Source organism: Paenibacillus auburnensis (genome assembly GCF_927798115.1).
Lineage (GTDB): Bacteria > Bacillota > Bacilli > Paenibacillales > Paenibacillaceae > Paenibacillus_AQ > Paenibacillus_AQ auburnensis.
In genome coordinates this window covers 50,494-68,488 of the sequence record NZ_CAKMMG010000006.1, presented here as the reverse complement: position 1 = coordinate 68,488, position 17,995 = coordinate 50,494, and the positions used below count along the sequence as shown (strand labels likewise).

The 17,995-nt window shown below is 53.1% G+C and carries 17 protein-coding genes and 1 riboswitch; of the genes, 14 read left to right on the top strand and 3 right to left on the bottom strand.

Features of this window, described 5'->3' with window-relative positions; translation table 11 throughout:
• The first annotated feature begins 4 nt into the window (after positions 1-4).
• The 9 genes from L6H70_RS19215 (at position 5) to L6H70_RS19175 (ending at position 7,484) form a co-directional block, all read left to right on the top strand.
• Positions 5-1,525 carry an MDR family MFS transporter gene (locus tag L6H70_RS19215; RefSeq protein ID WP_236335654.1) on the top strand — a complete coding sequence of 507 codons (1,521 nt, stop codon included), beginning with the start codon at positions 5-7 and terminating at the stop codon, positions 1,523-1,525.
• 12 nt (positions 1,526-1,537) lie between these two features.
• A complete protein-coding gene (locus L6H70_RS19210) occupies positions 1,538-2,092 on the top strand; it encodes a PadR family transcriptional regulator (RefSeq protein ID WP_341482754.1) in 555 nt (184 codons plus the stop codon).
• Between the two features lie 101 nt (positions 2,093-2,193).
• The gene (locus L6H70_RS19205; protein WP_236335651.1) at positions 2,194-2,424 is read left to right on the top strand and encodes a hypothetical protein; all 231 of its coding nucleotides are present in this window, start codon (positions 2,194-2,196) and stop codon (positions 2,422-2,424) included.
• Positions 2,425-2,476: 52 nt separating this feature from the next.
• A complete protein-coding gene (locus L6H70_RS19200; protein ID WP_423802857.1) occupies positions 2,477-3,454 on the top strand; it encodes an aldo/keto reductase in 978 nt (325 codons plus the stop codon).
• Positions 3,455-3,812: 358 nt separating this feature from the next.
• Positions 3,813-5,066, top strand: coding sequence for a hypothetical protein (locus tag L6H70_RS19195; protein WP_236335649.1), 1,254 nt, complete (start codon positions 3,813-3,815; stop codon positions 5,064-5,066).
• Positions 5,066-5,653: a signal peptidase I SipW gene (gene sipW / locus L6H70_RS19190; RefSeq protein WP_236335647.1), complete on the top strand. Its 588-nt coding sequence runs from the start codon at positions 5,066-5,068 to the stop codon at positions 5,651-5,653. Before L6H70_RS19195 ends, sipW begins: the two co-directional genes overlap by 1 nt.
• A gap of 91 nt (positions 5,654-5,744) precedes the next feature.
• Positions 5,745-6,341, top strand: coding sequence for a TasA family protein (locus L6H70_RS19185; protein WP_236335646.1), 597 nt, complete (start codon positions 5,745-5,747; stop codon positions 6,339-6,341).
• 47 nt (positions 6,342-6,388) lie between these two features.
• Positions 6,389-6,979 carry a TasA family protein gene (locus tag L6H70_RS19180; protein ID WP_236335645.1) on the top strand — a complete coding sequence of 197 codons (591 nt, stop codon included), beginning with the start codon at positions 6,389-6,391 and terminating at the stop codon, positions 6,977-6,979.
• 175 nt (positions 6,980-7,154) lie between these two features.
• The gene (locus tag L6H70_RS19175) at positions 7,155-7,484 is read left to right on the top strand and encodes a helix-turn-helix domain-containing protein (RefSeq protein WP_236335903.1); all 330 of its coding nucleotides are present in this window, start codon (positions 7,155-7,157) and stop codon (positions 7,482-7,484) included.
• Positions 7,485-7,575: 91 nt separating this feature from the next.
• Here L6H70_RS19175 and L6H70_RS19170 read toward each other — a convergent pair whose 3' ends face one another.
• A complete protein-coding gene (locus tag L6H70_RS19170) occupies positions 7,576-7,722 on the bottom strand; it encodes an anti-repressor SinI family protein (protein ID WP_236335902.1) in 147 nt (48 codons plus the stop codon).
• Positions 7,723-7,755: 33 nt separating this feature from the next.
• Positions 7,756-7,841, bottom strand: a riboswitch (cyclic di-GMP riboswitch).
• Between the two features lie 461 nt (positions 7,842-8,302).
• On the opposite strand from L6H70_RS19170, the gene L6H70_RS19165 reads away from it, so the two are divergent.
• The 5 genes from L6H70_RS19165 to L6H70_RS19145 all read left to right on the top strand — a co-directional run bounded on the left by L6H70_RS19165 (position 8,303) and on the right by L6H70_RS19145 (position 14,647).
• The gene (locus L6H70_RS19165; RefSeq protein ID WP_236335644.1) at positions 8,303-11,170 is read left to right on the top strand and encodes a 2-oxoglutarate dehydrogenase E1 component; all 2,868 of its coding nucleotides are present in this window, start codon (positions 8,303-8,305) and stop codon (positions 11,168-11,170) included.
• Positions 11,171-11,226: 56 nt separating this feature from the next.
• Positions 11,227-12,540 (top strand): 2-oxoglutarate dehydrogenase complex dihydrolipoyllysine-residue succinyltransferase, encoded by a 1,314-nt coding sequence (gene odhB / locus L6H70_RS19160; RefSeq protein WP_236335901.1) that lies wholly within the window; start codon positions 11,227-11,229, stop codon positions 12,538-12,540.
• 179 nt (positions 12,541-12,719) lie between these two features.
• Complete coding sequence (locus L6H70_RS19155; protein ID WP_236335643.1) at positions 12,720-13,448, top strand: SDR family oxidoreductase; 729 nt, start codon at positions 12,720-12,722, stop codon at positions 13,446-13,448.
• Positions 13,449-13,474: 26 nt separating this feature from the next.
• The gene (locus tag L6H70_RS19150; protein ID WP_236335642.1) at positions 13,475-13,906 is read left to right on the top strand and encodes a MerR family transcriptional regulator; all 432 of its coding nucleotides are present in this window, start codon (positions 13,475-13,477) and stop codon (positions 13,904-13,906) included.
• 162 nt (positions 13,907-14,068) lie between these two features.
• A complete protein-coding gene (locus L6H70_RS19145) occupies positions 14,069-14,647 on the top strand; it encodes a nucleotidyltransferase family protein (RefSeq protein ID WP_236335641.1) in 579 nt (192 codons plus the stop codon).
• 158 nt (positions 14,648-14,805) lie between these two features.
• Here the strand turns inward: L6H70_RS19145 and L6H70_RS19140 are convergent, their stop codons facing one another.
• Positions 14,806-16,323, bottom strand: a complete 1,518-nt coding sequence (locus tag L6H70_RS19140; RefSeq protein ID WP_236335640.1) for a methyl-accepting chemotaxis protein — start codon at positions 16,321-16,323, stop codon at positions 14,806-14,808.
• A gap of 145 nt (positions 16,324-16,468) precedes the next feature.
• Entirely contained in the window at positions 16,469-17,911 is a 1,443-nt protein-coding gene (locus L6H70_RS19135; RefSeq protein ID WP_236335638.1) for an NAD(P)/FAD-dependent oxidoreductase, read from the bottom strand.
• Between the last annotated feature and the right edge of the window lie 84 nt (positions 17,912-17,995).

The following is a 17,995-nucleotide window of genomic DNA, read 5'->3' as shown; positions in this document are numbered from 1 at the left end:
ACGCATGCATACTAAAGAAAGCAATCTTAAACTCGTAGTTGTCGGCCTGCTGCTTGGTATTCTAATGTCCGCTATGGATAATACCATTGTAGCTTCAGCTATGGGCACCATTGTATCCGAACTTGGCGGACTCGACAAAATCGTCTGGGTAACCTCTGCTTATATGGTCATGGTCATGGCCGGGACGCCAATCTTCGGTAAACTGTCCGATATGTACGGACGCAAACGGTTCTTCATTTTTGGCCTTATCGTCTTCCTGGCGGGTTCGGCCCTGTGCGGAACGGCAACCAGCATTACACAGCTCAGCATCTACCGGGCCATCCAAGGCATCGGCGGCGGGGCACTGATGCCGATTGCCTTCACTATTGTCTTCGATATCTACCCGCCGCAAAAAAGAGGCAAGCTGACCGGTCTCTTCGGCGCCGTCTTCGGCATTTCGAGCGTCATCGGCCCGCTTCTCGGTGCGTATATTACCGATTACTTAAGCTGGCAGTGGGTATTCTACATCAACCTGCCGATCGGCATCGTAGCGTTTGCCTTGATTATGACATCCTATAAGGAATCCGTCTCCCATGCCAAACAGCGCATTGACTGGGGCGGAGCCTTTACGCTTGTTGGATCCATTATCTGCCTGATGTTCGCATTGGAGCTGGGCGGCAATCAATATGCCTGGGATTCTGCGGCTATCCTCGGCTTGTTTGCCGGCTTCGCGGTCCTGCTGATTGCCTTCATCTTCATCGAGCGTTTCGCTTCTGAACCGGTCATCTCCTTCGCCATGTTTGGTAAACGCCTGTTCGCAACGAGCAGCGTAATCGGTTTGTTCTACGGCTCGACCTTTATCGTGGCCACAGTATATATTCCTATCTTTGTACAGGGTGTTTACGGCGGCTCGGCTACTAATTCAGGGTTGATCCTGATGCCGATGATGATCGGCACCGTCCTCGGCAGCCAGACCGGAGGACTGCTCACCACCAAAACCAGCTTCCGTAATATTATGATTTTGTCGGCTGTCTGCTTCCTGGCAGGCGTCTTCTGCTTAAGCACCTTGTCGCCTGACACTTCACGACTGATGCTAAATATCTTCATGGCGCTGACCGGATTTGGTGTAGGCTTCTCCTTTTCCGTGCTCAGCATGTCCTCCATTCATCATTTCGATATGCGCCAGCGCGGATCAGCTACATCCACCAGCACCTTCATGCGCTCGCTTGGCATGACGCTCGGTATTACGATCTTCGGAATTATCCAGCGCAACGGCTTCACGAACAGCCTTAGTGATGCCTTTGGCGGCAGTGCAGAATCCGCTTCGTTTGGCGATTCGCGCGCAGCTCTGACACCGGAGGCAAGAGCCAAGATTCCGGCTGCCGTACTGGATAAGATTACAGGGGCATTATCCGATTCCATCTCCCATACCTTTATGTGGGCGCTGATTCCTGCAGTGCTGGGCGTAGTCTTTGTATTCCTGATGCCGAAAGACCGCCTTACAGTTCAGCCCAAGGCTGCTCAGCCCTCCACTGAACGCGGGTAACGGGCGATGTCCATGAAACTGGTGATCCTCGGTCTGCTTCAGGAGAAGGATATGCATCCTTATGAGATCACACTCATTATGAAGGAACGAATGTATGATCAGATGATGAAGCTGCAGATGGGCTCCCTCTACTACGCTGTCGATAAGCTGGCTGAGGATGATTATATTGAAGCTGTAGAGACGATCCGCAGCAATGACCGTCCAGACAAGACGATTTACCGCATTACCGATAAGGGCAAGGCCTTGTTCGAGCAGCTTATTCTGCAGCAGATTAAGAAAGTCGATCTGGTCTTTCATCCCCTCTATATGGCCCTGGCCCTCTCACGCTATATCAATCAGGATAAAGTCGAGAAGGTACTGGAGGAACGGATCCGGGAAATTGAACATCAGGTTAACTATGCCTACCAGGTGTACGAAGACCATATTTCTGTCGTCCCCCGTTCGGCGCTTCATCTGATGTACGGCAGATATGAGCACAGTCTTACTGAACTGAATTGGCTGAAACGTCTCTACCAGGATGTGGCGGCACGCAAATTGAACGACTTCGGAACCCCGCTGTCGTTATAAGCAAGGAATAGAAGAGGCCCCCGGGGCCTCTTTGCTGTTTAACCGCAGCCTATTGCGTGTATTAACGAACAAAACTGCAAAATGAGAGCGAGGGAACAAGCATGAACGAAAACAAGAAGCCGCACGAGGAAAAAAAGCTGCAGGGAGACAAGCGCGACCATCCGGAGCAATACCCGACAGACAAGCCCAGCCTGTTCGACATGCATGAAAGCGAGCAAAACGTCGATCCGATTCCGATGGAGGATTTAACACTGGAAAAGCAGGAGGAGAAGGATAAGGAAGGCACGAAGCACCGTTCCTCCAGCGACAAAAAATACCACACCGGCTTCTAAAGGTGTACAATATTCCCTGATTCTTCAATTCATTGTGACGGAGGGATACTTCTTGCTGAGAACGCTGCCACTTAACAAACGCGGGATTCCCGCCAGCCGCATAGCCTTAGGATGTATGGGGCTGGGCGGAGGCTGGGACCATGAACCGATTACAGCTGAGAATATCAAACAAGGACATGAAGCCGTTGAAGCTGCTCTGTCGATCGGCATCAATTTTTTTGATCATGCCGATATTTATACCCGCGGTAAAGCGGAGAAGGTATTCGGGGAGATTTTTAGGGACCGGCCGGGACTGCGCGAGGAGATCATTATACAATCCAAATGCGGCATCAAGCTGATTGAACCGGGAGACACCACCAATACATTCGATATTTCCAGGGAGCATATTCTAAAGAGTGTCGACGGAACCTTATCCCGCCTCGGGACAGACTATATTGATATCCTGCTGCTGCATCGTCCTGATCCGCTGATGGACCCCGAAGAAGTAGCTGAAGCGCTGCATCAGCTCAAAGTGTCAGGAAAAGTGCGCCACTTCGGCGTCTCCAATATGAGCGCCGCTCAGATCAGGCTGCTCCAGCATTACTGTGACGAACCCTTTATCGTCAACCAGCTGCATATGAGTCTGGCCAAAATCAGCTGGCTTGATGCCATGGTCAGCGTAAACCGCGAGCCTTGGAAGGATATTACCTTTCCGGAGGGTACCATAGAATACTGCCGCATGGAGAACATCCAGCTGCAGGCCTGGGGGCCGCTGGCGCAAGGAAGCTTCAGCGGGCGTTCACTTGAAGGCCAGCCGGAGAATGTCGTGAATACGGCCGCGCTGGTCAAAGAGCTTGCCCGGCAGAAGAATACGACGCCTGAGGCCATCGTCCTGTCCTGGCTGATGACCCATCCGGCGGCCATTCAGCCGGTCATCGGAACGGTGAATCCGCAGCGGATTGCCGCCTGCGCAGGTGCGGACCAGCTGGAGCTGACCCGCAAGGAATGGTATGACCTGTATGTAAGCTCACGCGGAGAAAAGCTTCCCTAACCGCCCAGCCGGCCTGAGGCAGAATGTTTCTACGTTTTAAACAAATCCGGACGTATACACTTATCTACTGAAACTAAGCAGCGGTTCTCCAGGCATTGGAGAACCGCTGCTTTGCGTTATTGGCGATCCGCCAGGTGCAAATAATTGTTCTTTATAAAGAATATTTTGCGTAAAACAGCGATAATAGCAGTAATTCAAAGATAATACTCCATTATTGTGCGTTATTAAGAACTTTTAGGCTTAATTCACATTTTTCTTTTCCCCGGCAGACGGTGTATGATTTCCTTATCAAATTGTTCTTAATAAAGAACGAATATAACGAATGAATGATTGTAAAGCCATGAGAGGGGGCTGGCCTTTGTACCCCAGATCCGCCAGACGGCGTAAAAAAAAACCAAGTAAAACCGGGCTTCGTATTCTGCAATCCGGTATGGCTGTATCCGTTCTTGTCCTGTACACCTCCGGTCAGATCGGCAGTACCTACGGAGAGTACAACACCTCGCTGCAGCAACCCAGCAGCATAGAGCTTTGCTCCGTCTTCCCGGGACAGATTGAACAGCTGCTCTCGGAGCTGTCAGGGCACATCCACAGAATCATCGAACTTAAGTCTTCTCTTGCCAGCCACAGCCCGGCCGGAGAGTTCACAGGTCCCGCGGACCTCTCAGCACTGTCTCCGGATGAGCTGGATCAGGCCGCAGAGCTTGTAGCAGCACAGATTTCCTCTGCGATTTCCGCCATTGCGGCAATAGATGCACAGCTCAACACCAACCTCGGGATCTGGCAGCAGATTCTGCAGGAGGCCAGCAGTGCGGCATCTATTCTGCATCAGGCCTGGGGCTATATGCTCCATCTTGAACCCAATTGTCTGGAAATCCGCGATGCACAGATTTTCGGGCAAATGCAACTGGATTCTGCCCAAAGCGGAGTATTGTCCGAACCGCTCAAGAATACTTACAACGAAATTGTGGGTTATCTGAGCTCCATTCATACAACCGGCAGTGCGCTGCCGCCAGGCAATCCTGACCGCGGATTACTCGGGCAGGAACACTCCCGCTTTTCCGGCGGCAGCGAGCTGCTTGACTTCGTGGCCAAAGCATATGAAGCACAGCCTGATATTTCTGCCGAATTGCAGGCGGCCTATGAGCAGCTGAATGCTGATCTAACCTCTACCCGGAGCAGCCTGTCCTCGGCAGTAAGCAATCTGCAAAATCAGCAGCTGGAAATCACCGATGCCAAGGCAAAGCTTCAGGAAGAAGCATTGGCGGACAAAGCTGATGACGACAAGCAGGACGGTAAAGATCCTGCAGATGACAAGACCCCGGTTGTTAAAGCGGGAGAAGGAAACCCAGAGATAACCGTCCCTGCGGTGCCGGACAACGGCAAGCCGGCAGAAGATAAGCCTGTAGAGGATAAGCCGGCGCCAGACACCAGCGCCGCTCCAGACACTGTCGCCCCAGACGCCCCTGCTTCAGGCGTGGATACACCCGATCCGTCTCCAACACCGGCAGCAGTGCCTGTTCAGGACATAACCGAAAATGACAATACCGTACCGGAACTTCCCGCAGCTTCTCCTGTTCCGGTCACAGAACCCAGTAAAGGCGGCGATGAATAATGCGTATTAAAAAAATAGTCAGCACAGCACTGACCCTGCTAATGTCCCTTGTTTTCCTGCTTGTGGTTGTTGCCGTTGTGATCTCCAAAGCTTCCGGCGGCGAACCGGCTTTCTTCGGCTATCAGATCAAAACCGTCCTGTCCGGCTCCATGGAACCCGGCATCCATACCGGCTCCATCGTTGCTATCAAGCCTGGCGGCGATATGACCCGGTTCCAAAAGGGCGACGTCATCACATTTATGAATCCCGAGAATATTCTGATCACCCACCGGGTCATCGATGCCACTGTAAACACTGCCACGGGTGAAGCTACCTACACAACCAAAGGCGATAACAATGATGCTGCGGATTCTGCTGCGGTCAGCTCAACGAATGTCGTAGGGAAATATACAGGAGTAACGGTTCCTTATGTGGGATACGCGATGAATTTCGCGGTTTCGAAAGCAGGCAGTGTCATGCTGATGATTATACCGGGTCTCCTGCTGCTGCTCTATGCACTCTACAGTTCCTGGAAGGCCGTTTCCGCACTTGAAAAGAAAAGCGCCGCAGCCGCGCCGGCTGGCCCCGAAACCATGCCGCTTCAATAACCGATTGTTATCTCCCGTTTACGAAACGCGGAGTCACAATAATTAACGGTACACCTGTTGTCAAAAAGATCTATGAGAGAGGGATGAACTAATGAATATTAAAAAAACACTAGGCCTCGGCGTTGCTTCCGCAGCGCTTGGCCTGACACTTGTCGGCGGAGGCACTTTCGCTTACTTTAGCGATTCCGCACAGAGTACGGCTGCATTTAACAACGGAACTCTAAGCCTCACCTCTGACCCTGCTGTCATTGTTGATCTCAGCAATCTGAAGCCTGGCGATCTGATCACCAGAGATTTCAAACTGAAAAATGACGGCTCCCTCGACATTCCTAAGGTCTTGCTGAAGACTTCATCCGCAGTGACGGACACGAACAACAACAACGGCAGCCATAATCTGAAGGATGATATTATTGTTACTTTCCTGAATAACAACGACAAAAAACAGCCGGAGGTTCTTGTCATTTCGCTCGCCGATCTGGAGAGCCAGAGCCCGGATCTCGTAGCCAGAAAATTACTGGGCACCGTGCTTGGAGGCGAAAAATCAGGCATTAAAGCGGGTACGGAGGATAAGCTCACCGTTCAATTTGCCTTCAAAGAAACCTTCCAGCCGCAAAACTACTACCAGGGCGACAAGCTGAAGCTTACCTGGAACTTCGAAGCCAGCCAGGGAGCCGGCGAATTTAAGTAAACCCTGCATTTCAATAATAAAAACATAACCGAGGAGGAATTTATATTATGGGTATCAAAAAAACACTGGGTCTGGGTATTGCATCGGCGGCACTGGGATTGTCTTTAATCGGAGGAGGAACGTTCGCTTACTTCAGCGATACTGCACAGAGCACAGCCACCTTCGCAGCAGGAACACTGGATCTGAACACCAGCCCGTCGGAAATCGTTAACCTCAGCAACCTCAAGCCTGGTGACATCGCCGTCCGCAACTTCACTCTGCAAAACAGCGGCACACTCGATATCAAGGAGCTGAAACTGGCTAGCGCTTACACGGTAACCGATGCCGGCCTGAATAACGCAGGACAGGATCTGGGTGACCATTTCAAAGTCAAACTTCTCAAAGATACTTATGTCAGCGGCGACATCACCAATTTTGTCATCGGTGAAATCTCCCTTAAGGATCTGAAGAACACGGCTAACTATGATTTGATCAGCACCGGCGCACTGCCTGGCGGTATCGCAGCCGGACAATCCAAGGTCTTCAAGGTAGCCTTCGTCTTTGTAGACAACGGTCAGGATCAGAACGTATTCCAGGGAGATAAACTGGACCTTACCTGGACCTTCAATGCTAAACAAGGTTTAGGAGAACTTAAATAGTCGAGGTAAACTCACCAAAAAGGCATATCCTTCCCTAACCCGGGCGGGATATGCCTTTTTAAATACACGGACCGCAGCCCATGACAATCAAACAATGATTTTTGTCCGCTATGAGAAAATTTGCTATACTGTTAACAAAAAGTAACGGAGGGGCGTTTTAATCGTGCCAGATAATATGGGAAGTCGCATCCACCATCTCCGTTTGGAAAAGGGTTTGTCTTTATCTGAGCTGGCGGACAAGGCTGACGTGGCGAAATCATACCTAAGCAATGTGGAAAGAAATATTCAATCCAACCCCTCTATCCAATTCATCGAAAAGATCGCTGATGCGCTTCAGGTATCTATTCATGCACTGCTGTATGGCGAACCCCAGGAGTCACAGGAGGCTTCACTCGACGGAGAATGGTTCCGGCTCGTACAGGAGGCTATGGCTTCAGGGATAAGCAAACGGGAATTCAAGGAATTTCTGGATTATCAGAAATGGCGGCTGGAGCAAAAGGATTAAAGTGACGCCACCCTCCCCGGCCATACAGAAAAGGGCACAGCATCTCTATCGCTGTGCCCTTTTCTGTATGTATCGTCCGGTCAGCTCCATCTCACATTACCTGCAACGTTTTTTGACTTAAAAACTGGCGAATCTCATCCACCTTGAGGCCGGCCTTCTTGGCCGACATCATCAAATATACCCATTCTAAATCCAGATCTACTGCCTGCAGTTCCCCATCATTCCCCTGGTTGGACATATCCAAGAAATCTCCTCCTAAGATTTTGCGTCCCCAGGCAGTCCGGCCGTCGTAGTATTTCTACATTAGACCCGAGACTTTGTGTCCCTGCCTTTCGGCGAGGTTTACCCTTTACTGGATCCTTCACATGAAAGGATCTGGCTAGAATTCATGAAACCGTTATCCGCAATAACATTATATAATGCCTTGCTCAAAAAATGTGTCGCTTTGTGGAAACTTTCAATGAAAAGAATTTGAAAAAACCAGCTTGAATTTGTAACAATTTGTGTAAATTAAATAGGTATTCGCCCAATTCTACCCCTTAGGACCCAAACCAGCCTGAAACTATTTACCTATATATTTATTAAACCATATACCCAATTTTTAGAATTTTAAACACTAAAAAAATATATGATCGTTCCGCATCAATCATGGGCTGAATCATGCCGTTTTGCGAACGGAATAGAGCAAAGTATGAATTGATTAGCCGCCCTTAAAGTAGCACAATAGGATAAGGAATGAAACCGCAAACATCGAGGCTCCACCTAACGCCGGTGCTGTTTGGGCGCATGTGGGGTTCATCCGTTAGGAGGATGTATTCATGGCAGCCAAAGGACCTTATAATGAATCCGTTTGGAGCAATTATTACGGACCGAATTTAGGTTATATTCAAGAGAAATATGAGCAGTTCGTCAATGATCCATCTTCAGTAGAACCTAATTACCGCGATCTTTTTACCACCTCCGGCCCTCCTCCACTGGATCTGGATACGACACAGGTACCGCAGCCTTCCATATCAGGGGATGCAGAGTGGCTGAAAAAGGCTGTAAGAGCCTCGAAGCTGATCGCTAATATTCGCATACATGGCCATCGGGCCGCCAACATTGATCCGCTGGACCGTGGGGAAAACCCTATGGCCCAGTGGCTGGATTATAAAACCTATGATTTGACCCGTGAAGATCTGCTGGCGTTGCCTGCTTCGCTGATCTGGGAGAACGCTCCGGGAGATGTCAAGACCGCATGGGATGCCGTTCAGCGCATGCTTCAGGCCTATACCCGGACTATTGCCTATGAATTCGGGCATGTGCATGACGAGAAGGAGCTGCGCTGGCTGAACAGTCAGGCAGAATCCACTAGCTCCCCTGCTCCCCTGAACAACAGTGAACGTAAGGAGCTGCTGAACCGGCTGATTCAGGTGGAACAGTTCGAGACCTTCCTGCACAAGACCTTTGTCGGCCAGAAACGCTTCAGTCTGGAAGGCAATGACGCCCTGGTACCGATGCTGGATGAAGTCGTGCGTGCGGCCGCCCATGACGGTGCAGAGCATATCCTGATGGGGATGGCTCACCGCGGACGCCTGAATGTATTGGCTCACATTCTGGGCAAACCGTATGATATTATTTTCTCAGAGTTCCATCACTCCCCGAATAAAGAGCTGTTTCCATCCGAAGGCTCCATGGGCATCAACTACGGCTGGACCGGCGATGTTAAGTACCACCTCGGTGCAGACCGTGCAGTTAGACAGGGAGAAACCGTGCGTACACGGATCACGCTGGCCAACAACCCGAGCCATTTGGAATTCGTGAATCCCGTGGTTGAAGGCTTCACCCGTGCCGCGCAGGAGGACCGGAGCACACCGGGATTGCCGAAGCTCGACACGAGTAAAGCTATGGCTGTTCTTATGCACGGGGATGCCGCTTTTCCGGGCGAGGGCATCGTTGCGGAAACACTTAATATCGGCAAATTGAAAGGTTATCAGAACGGCGGCACCCTGCATATTATCGTCAATAACCGGATTGGCTTTACGACCGAAAGCGAGGACTCCAGATCTACCCACTATGCCAGCGACCTGGCTAAGGGCTATGAAATTCCGATTGTGCATGTCAACGCTGATGATCCGGAAGCTTGTATCTCAGCCGTCCGTCTGGCAAGTGCCTACCGCAATCTGTTCAAAAAAGATTTCGTGATTGACCTGATCGGCTACCGCCGTCACGGCCATAACGAGATGGACGACCCTGATACCACTCAGCCGATTGTCTACAGCAAGGTCCGGAATCACCCGACGGTCTACAAAGTGTACGCCGAACGGCTGCAGAGCGAGAAGATCATTTCGGCGGAAGATGTGCAGCGGATGAATGCCGAGGCAGAAAGCGTACTGCAGGCAGCCTTTGAGTCTATGAAAGAAGGCAAGCACAAAAATGCAGAGTCCAAAACCGCAGTGGCGCTTGATGTGGAATCCAAGGCTCCGCGTACTACAGCGGTTCCGCTCAGCAGCCTGCAGGAGATCAACCAGGAGCTATTGACCGCACCCCGCGGCTTCAAGGTATATCCTAAGCTGGAGCGGATTCTCCAGCGGCGCAAGGATGCTCTCAAGGATGGTGAGCGGGTAGATTGGGCGTTGGCCGAAACGCTGGCCTTCGCAACTATCCTGAAGGACGGCACCCCGATCCGCCTCAGCGGACAGGATTCACAGCGCGGCACATTTGCCCACCGCCACCTTGTACTGCATGACAGCGAGACAGGGGCCCTCTTCTCTCCGCTGCATCAGCTCACATCCTCTTCCGCTTCCTTCGGGGTATATAACAGCCCGCTCTCGGAAGCGTCGGTGCTCGGCTATGAATATGGCTATAATGTGTTCGCCCCGGAGACCTTCGTCCTCTGGGAAGCCCAGTACGGTGATTTCGCCAATGCCGCGCAGGTCATTATCGATCAGTTCATCTCCGCCGGACGGGCCAAATGGACACAGCGCAGCAACCTGGCCATCCTGCTCCCGCATGGCTATGAAGGACAGGGGCCGGAGCATTCCAGCGGCCGTCTGGAGCGGTTTTTGCAGCTCTCCGCCGAAGAGAACTGGACCGTAGCGAACCTGACCACTGCTGCGCAGTATTTCCATCTGCTGCGCCGCCAAGCGGCTCTGTGCGGGCAACCTGACGCTAAGCCGCTGGTAATCATGGCGCCGAAGAGTCTGATCCGTAACACACGCAGCACCTCTCCGGGATCCGAGCTTGCCTCCGGAGGCTTCCAGGCTGTATTGCCGGAGCCGCTGCTGGGCAGCAAGCCCGCTGAGGTGAAACGCCTGGTGGTCTGCAGTGGCAAGGTAGCCATTGATCTGCAAACCGAGCTTGAAGCCGCCGGGGACCGGGATTGGTCCTGGCTTCATATTCTCCGGCTGGAGCAGCTCTACCCGTTCCCGGAACGGGAGCTGGCGGCCCACCTGAACTCCTTCCGCTCGCTGCAGGAGATTATCTGGGTACAGGAAGAGCCGAAGAACATGGGCGGCTGGAGTTATACCGAGCCCCGGCTGCGGAATATCGCCCCTCAGAATGTCACGGTACAGTATATCGGCCGTCCGGAACGTTCCAGTCCGGCCAGCGGGTATGCCGATGTTCACAGCTTCGAACAGCGTCGCATCGTTACGGAAGCCCTAAAATCGAACTCGCAAGTACAAGCGCCTGTACCGTCTTCCTAATCCGGAGGGCGGTGTCACGATAATGAAAACTATTAAGTTTGGGGAGGTATCGGCCTGTGTCCGAAATTAAAGTACCCGATCTGGGCGAATCGATTTCCGAAGGAACGATCTACAAATGGCTGGTAAAAGAAGGCGACACCGTCGGTCAGGGCGATGTGCTGGCCGAGCTTGAAACTGACAAGGTCAATCTTGAGATTAGTGCCGAGGAGGATGGCGTTATCTCCGCCATCCTCCGCCAGGCCGGCGAGAACGTCGCCGTAGGCGAGGCGATCGGCGTGATCGGCAGCGCCGGCGCGTCCGCAGCGCCGCAGGCTGAGGCGGCGCCTGAGAGCCGCGCCGCAGCTGAGAGCAGCAGCGCTTCGCCTGCTGCTGCGCCAGCGGCAGCGGAGGCTCCGGCCGCCGCTGCCCAGGCACCAGCCGCTCCCGAAGGCGCGGCTGCCGGCACTGCGGCCCTGGCTTCGCCGGGGGCGCGCAAGCTGGCCCGGGAGCGGGGCATCGACCTCGGCGAGGTCAGTGCCCGCGACCCCATCGGCCGGATTGGCCAGGCCGATGTGAACGGCCATGGCGCAGCCGGCCAGGGGGCCGCTGCGCCGTCCGCTCCGGCGCCGCAGGCTGCACCTGCGGCAGCGAAGCCCGCTGCGGCTAATGCAGCGCCGCAGCAGGACGGCAAGGCCGTGGAGCGCAAGCGCATGTCGCGCAGACGGCTGACGATTGCCAGCCGCCTGGTCGAAGCGCAGCAGACCGCGGCCATGCTGACCACCTTCAACGAGGTGGACATGACCGCCATCCTCGACATCCGCAAACGGCGCAAGGATGCCTTCAAAGAGAAGCATGAGGTCGGACTCGGCTTCATGTCCTTCTTCACCAAGGCTGTCATCGGCGCACTCAAAGCCTATCCGCTGCTGAACGCAGAGATTGACGGCGAGGAGCTGCTGATTAAGAAATTCTATGATATCGGCATCGCTGTTTCCGCCAAGGAAGGACTGGTTGTGCCGGTTGTCCGTGATGCGGACCGGCTCAGCTTCCCGGAAATCGAGCGGCAGATCGGCGAACTGGCCGGCAAAGCCCGTGCTAACACGCTTAGTCTTCCAGAACTGCAGGGCGGCACCTTCACGATTACTAACGGCGGCGTATTCGGCTCCCTGCTCTCTACACCGATCCTGAATACCCCGCAGGTCGGCATTCTCGGCATGCACAAGATCCAGCTGCGTCCGATCGCGCTGGATGAGGAAAGAACCGTCAACCGGCCGATGATGTATATCGCCCTGTCCTACGATCACCGAATCGTGGACGGCTCGGAGGCGGTAAGCTTCCTCGTCAAGGTCAAGGAATTGCTAGAGGATCCGGAAGCGCTGCTGCTGGAGGGGTAACCCCGCTTCAGGAGCCCGCTACCCGTCACCAGTCCAATGATATAGTAAGAGGGATACGAAGACAGCAGCATCGTCCTCGTATCCCTCTTTTTTTGCTGCTTGACTTTGAGCATACTCCAAGTAGTACATTCATGACAGGTGGCCACCGTATCTTGGATGATGAAAAGGGGAAATTAGCGATGACACAACCAGCAACCGTTCTGATCACTGGTGCAAATAAAGGGATTGGCTATGAAACGGCCCGGCAGCTTGGAGCCCTCGGCCATAGAATACTGATAGGCTCACGGGATGAACAGCGGGGAAGCGAAGCGGCAGCCGCTTTAGCAAGAGAAGGCGTCGATGCCTGCTTTGTCCAGCTTGATCTGCAGGATCAGAATAGTATTGCAGCCGCAGCACAGACAATTGCCGGGGAATACTCCCGGCTTGATATTCTGATTAACAACGCCGGTATATCCTTGGGGGGCGGTGCTGCGCCAAGTCAACTTTCGATGGAAGACATCCGGGCCACCTTTGACACCAATTTCTTCGGTACGGTCGCCGTTACCCGGGCCATGCTGCCGCTGCTGCTGCAATCCCCGGCCCCCCGGATCGTCAATATGTCCAGCGGCCTCGGCTCCTTAGCTTACAACAGCGATCCCGGCTACGAGTTCGCCAGCTTCAACCTGCTGGCCTACAACAGCTCCAAAGCAGCAGTTAACATGGCTACGATTTCGTTTGCCAAAGAATTCAAAGATACTCCGCTTAAGATTAATTCAGGAGATCCCGGTTTTACAGCGACCGATCTCAATGGCTTCACCGGCCAAAAATCTGTAGAGCAGGGAGCCGGAATTGCCGTACGGCTGGCTACCTTGGATGCAGACGGCCCGACAGGAGGATTCTTTGATGAGAATGGAGAAGTTCCTTGGTAAGTCAATGCTACTGAAGGAGGCTTGAAGTGAATTTCATTACAGAGGGAATTCCGGAGACGGTCACTTCCATCCGTGAAGCTGCGGAGTTGACCGGTTTAACCGAAGATACGATACGTTATTATGAGCGGATTGGATTATTGCCCTATGCCGACCGCAAACCAAACGGGCACAGGCACTACAGTAAGGATCAGATTCTCGGCATCCGCTTCCTGATGCGCCTGAAAGCAACCGGCATGACCCTGGAAGAAATGCGGCGTTATCTGGAGCTGACCCGCCAGGGTGACAGTTCATTGTCCGAGCGCTATACCCTGCTGGAGGCGCATAACGACAGAATCGCACGTGAAATCGCAAGGCTGCAAGAAACGCAAAACGTGATCCAATATAAGCTGAGCCACTTTCGCGAGCTGGCGGAGAATCCGCATCAGGATACCCCCGGCTGTGAATCTCCGGACAGTTAAACCAAACGAACCCTTTCTCCGCATAATGTGGAAATCGGGTTCGTTTTGCTGTTTCGGCTAATCACCTACCGGGCCTGTTTAACTTTACAAATTCAGTAAGCCCTGCAAGAATTGAAGAGGAGTTTTCAGTGAGTCTAATTAGTATAACGGAGGTATAGTCATTTGCGGATACATAATGAAGAAGAGCTGCTGCGTCTAGTTGCGGAAGACCGCTGGATGATGGATGTTCTGGCCGTTGCCAGAGGTCTGGAGCTACCGGACTGCTGGGTCTGCGCCGGATTTGTGCGCTCTAAAGTGTGGGATGTCCAGCATGGTTTTAGCAGCAGAACACCACTTGCGGATGTAGATGTCATTTATTACGACCCTTCCGATATCCGTGAGGAAGTCGAGAAAACCTGGGAAGCCCGGCTACGGGAGGCCGATCCATCGGTCCCCTGGTCGGTCAAAAACCAGGCAAGAATGCATGTTATTAACGATCTGGAGCCCTATTCATCGGCCACAGACGGCATGTCCAAATTCCCTGAAACGGCGACTGCCCTTGGTCTTGCACTTACCGGACAGGGCGAGGCCATCTTATCTGCACCGCATGGGCTCAGAGATGTGCTGGACATGGTCGTGAGGCCCTCTCCGCTATTCAGTACCATCCCCCGGCTCCAGAGCATCTACGAAGAACGGGTAGCGAAAAAGAACTGGCAGGCGGTCTGGAATCAGCTGCAGATCGTTTCTGTAGTGGAATCCTGATCGCGCATATAAATTTCTGTACGACAACTGTATAAGCGTAACTAAAGAATGTTCTATGCTCCGTAAAAATCTAAACAGCAGGCTCCTGTATTTCACAGTGCCTGCTGTCCGCATAATCCTTATTGGATACCGTCACTCTACATATGAGTTACTTCATCCTAAACTGCTAGATCAATCCCCACCACACCTACTGTCTCCCCCTGCCCGTTCTTAATGGCCCGGGACAATGTGATACAGGAGCGCTTGGTAATCGCCGAGACATACGGCCGGGAGACATATTCACCTTCGCTCATTGCCCCGTTCCACCAGTCGCGGCGTTTGGCGTTCATCAGCCCGGCCGCCGGTTCGGAGTAGATAAAGGTGCCGTCTGTGCGGTTGGACCAGATCGCCTGAACATCAGGTACCCTTTTCATACAGGCAGTGAGCACATTGCCGTGGCTGACAGCGTCCGGTGCACACAGCTCCTGCTTCGCTGAAATTTCCTGCAGCAGGCTCTGCATTTCCTGCAGCCGGGCAGCGTACTGGCTCATTTCAACCGCCTCCCGTCCGGCGATCTGGTTCACCGACTGCTGCAAAGCCTGCGACTCGCCAAGCAGACTGGCGCTGATTTCATTCAGCTGGCCAATTTGCGACCGCTGGCGTGTTACCTGCTCCAGGGTCAGATCTACACCGGCAATGGTCTCATTCACAATGGCCACCGCACCGCTCAGTTCCCCTGTCACTATACCGATCAGTCCGCTCTGCCGCGAGGCGGCGGTAACGGTATCCGCAACGGCGGCCCCTACCTCTTCGATCCTTGCCGACATATCGGACAGTCGCAGCTTCACAGCTGCTACTTCATTCACCCCATGGGAGACCGCATTCTGCTCTTTAGTTACTGACTCCAGCACCTGCCGGACACCGTTATTGATATCCGACAGCACAGCTGAAGACCGTTCCACCGAGCTCCGGCTCTGATCGGCCAGCTGCCTGATGCGGCCGGCAACCACGGCAAATCCCCGTCCCTGCTCCCCGGCCCGTGCCGCTTCTATCGAAGCATTCAACGCCAGCAGCGAGGTCTCATTCACAATCCCGACAATCAGCGAATTAATCTCCTCTACCAGGGCAAGATGACCGCTCAGTGCTGTGAACTTACTCAGCATATCCGCGCTCTGCTCCTGCAATTCCGCCATCACTGCATCCGTGTTCCGGAGGGAGCCGAGCATGCCCGTCATCTCCTGACGGGCATCCAGCATATTTGCCCCCAGCCGTTCGGTCAGTTCCTTAATATGTGCGGTTACATCCGCCACTCCGCCCATTGTCGCAAACGCGCCATCGATATTAGCCTTAGCCTCAGTGCTGCGGGTCTGCAGATCTACTTCATAGGCATGTGAATAATCGGCTGTCTGCTGCAGCCCTTCCGTATGGCGGCTGATTTCCTCAAGCGCCCCGTGCAGCCTGTCCGAGGTAACGACAATTTCATTGCTGAGACTTTCGACTTGGTCCCGGGTTTGCTTCAGAAGCTCTTCCCTCTGTAGTCCGCTGCGGTAAGCATTCCATGCGAACCCGCCGAGTGCCGCCATCAACACCAGGAACACCAGCTTATGGACCCAAAGCATATCAATCCATAACCCATACAGACCAACCAGCAGCAGCAACAGTGTGACTAGGACATTCTTACTCCGGCGAACTGACATTTCCAACTTCCACTCCAATCATGTTATGTATTCTAACATTATATCAACAGAGTTAAATAAAGGAAATACTTATTCGACAAAAAGAGCCATCCCCTAGTGCAAACACTTTGCACTAAGAGACAGCCCGCTTTATTGTATCTATATTTTAGGCAGTAACGGCTGCCCGCTCTAGAATCCCCCGCGCGATCCAGACTCCGGCTGCACCCGCCTGAGCCAATCCCCGGGTTACTCCTGCACCATCCCCGCCGCAATAGAGCCCGGAGATTTCCGTCTCCAGCCTGTCTGTCAGCTTCGGCCGGGCAGAATAGAACTTCGCTTCCACACCGTAGAACAGCGTGTGTTCCGACGCAATGCCCGGCGTCACCTTTTCCAGTGCCTCTACCATTTCAATCAGGCTCTTCATGGTGATGTACGGCAGGACCAGGCCCAGATCGCCTGGTACTGCCTCTTTCAGTGTAGGCTCGAGGAACCCTTCCTTGATCCGTGTCTCTGTAGAACGGCGTCCGCGCAGAATGTCGCCGTATTTCTGCACAATTACGCCGCCACTTGACAGATCATTGGCCCGTTTGCAAATTTCCCGGGCATATTCATTCGGCTTGTCAAAAGGCTCTGTAAAGGTATGTGACACCAGCAAGGCAAAGTTCGTGTTTTTTGAGCCAAGCTTCGGATCTTTATACGAGTGGCCGTTCGCCGCCATTACACCGCTGTGATTTTCTACCACAACATGACCCGAAGGGTTGCTGCAGAACGTGCGGACACGGGTACCTACCGACGTATTGAAAATAAATTTGCCTTCATACAGGTGTTCATTAATCTCGCGCATTACCACATCCGACGTCTCAACCCTTACGCCTACATCGACCTGATTATTATACATTTTCAGCCGGCGCTTCTTCAGCACCTCTGTCATCCAGGCAGAGCCGTCACGGCCGGGAGCAATCATCACGTTATCCGCCTCGTAGCTCTCACCGTTTTTGAGTATAATTCCCGTAATCCGGTGGGAGCCGTCCTCCTTAACAGTAACAATATCCTGAACCTCGGTTTTGAATAACATATCAATGCGTGTTTTCAAATATTCATAGATCGATTTAAGAATCTCCAGGTTCTGCTCCGTGCCGAGATGCCGCACCTGCGCCCGCAAGAGCTTGAGTCCGGCGGCGTATCCGCGCTGCTCAATATTACGGATGCTGTCCGTGGTCGGATCGGTAATTACCGGTGTCGCCCCATGCTCAAGATTGATGGAATCCACGTATTCGATCAGTTCCAGCACCTTCGATGGCGCCAGGTAATCGGTCATCCAGCCGCCGAACTCTGTTGTAATGTTAAATTTGCCGTCACTGTAAGCTCCCGCTCCCCCGAAACCGGCAGTGATCGAACAGGCAGGCAGACAGCCTGCGAATTCTTTACGCCCCGAGGCGGGCGGACACAGCTTGATTTTCTCCTCCAGGATCGGGCAGCTACGGCGGTATATATCATGTCCCTTGTCCACAAGCAGCACCTTCAACTCAGGCGCTTTACGCGTCAATTCATAACAAGCGAATATTCCAGCCGGACCGGCACCCACGACAATCACATCATATTTACTCATCTGTTCTCAGTTCCTCCCAGGAAGAAACGATCTTCTCTGCCTATATTATGCGGGCATAGTCTCTCGTTTCCGCGATATCTATAG

Bases quoted from the DNA above. Each gene is read 5' to 3' on its own strand.
- L6H70_RS19140 (WP_236335640.1), bottom strand. From the start codon at position 16,323: ATGTCAGTTCGCCGGAGTAAGAATGTCCTAGTCACACTGTTGCTGCTG.
- L6H70_RS19180 (WP_236335645.1), top strand. From the start codon at position 6,389: ATGGGTATCAAAAAAACACTGGGTCTGGGTATTGCATCGGCGGCACTG.
- L6H70_RS19165 (WP_236335644.1), top strand. From the start codon at position 8,303: ATGGCAGCCAAAGGACCTTATAATGAATCCGTTTGGAGCAATTATTAC.
- L6H70_RS19185 (WP_236335646.1), top strand. From the start codon at position 5,745: ATGAATATTAAAAAAACACTAGGCCTCGGCGTTGCTTCCGCAGCGCTT.
- L6H70_RS19210 (WP_341482754.1), top strand. From the start codon at position 1,538: ATGAAACTGGTGATCCTCGGTCTGCTTCAGGAGAAGGATATGCATCCT.
- L6H70_RS19215 (WP_236335654.1), top strand. From the start codon at position 5: ATGCATACTAAAGAAAGCAATCTTAAACTCGTAGTTGTCGGCCTGCTG.
- L6H70_RS19135 (WP_236335638.1), bottom strand. From the start codon at position 17,911: ATGAGTAAATATGATGTGATTGTCGTGGGTGCCGGTCCGGCTGGAATA.
- L6H70_RS19170 (WP_236335902.1), bottom strand. From the start codon at position 7,722: ATGTCCAACCAGGGGAATGATGGGGAACTGCAGGCAGTAGATCTGGAT.
- L6H70_RS19175 (WP_236335903.1), top strand. From the start codon at position 7,155: ATGGGAAGTCGCATCCACCATCTCCGTTTGGAAAAGGGTTTGTCTTTA.
- sipW (WP_236335647.1), top strand. From the start codon at position 5,066: ATGCGTATTAAAAAAATAGTCAGCACAGCACTGACCCTGCTAATGTCC.
- L6H70_RS19205 (WP_236335651.1), top strand. From the start codon at position 2,194: ATGAACGAAAACAAGAAGCCGCACGAGGAAAAAAAGCTGCAGGGAGAC.
- L6H70_RS19155 (WP_236335643.1), top strand. From the start codon at position 12,720: ATGACACAACCAGCAACCGTTCTGATCACTGGTGCAAATAAAGGGATT.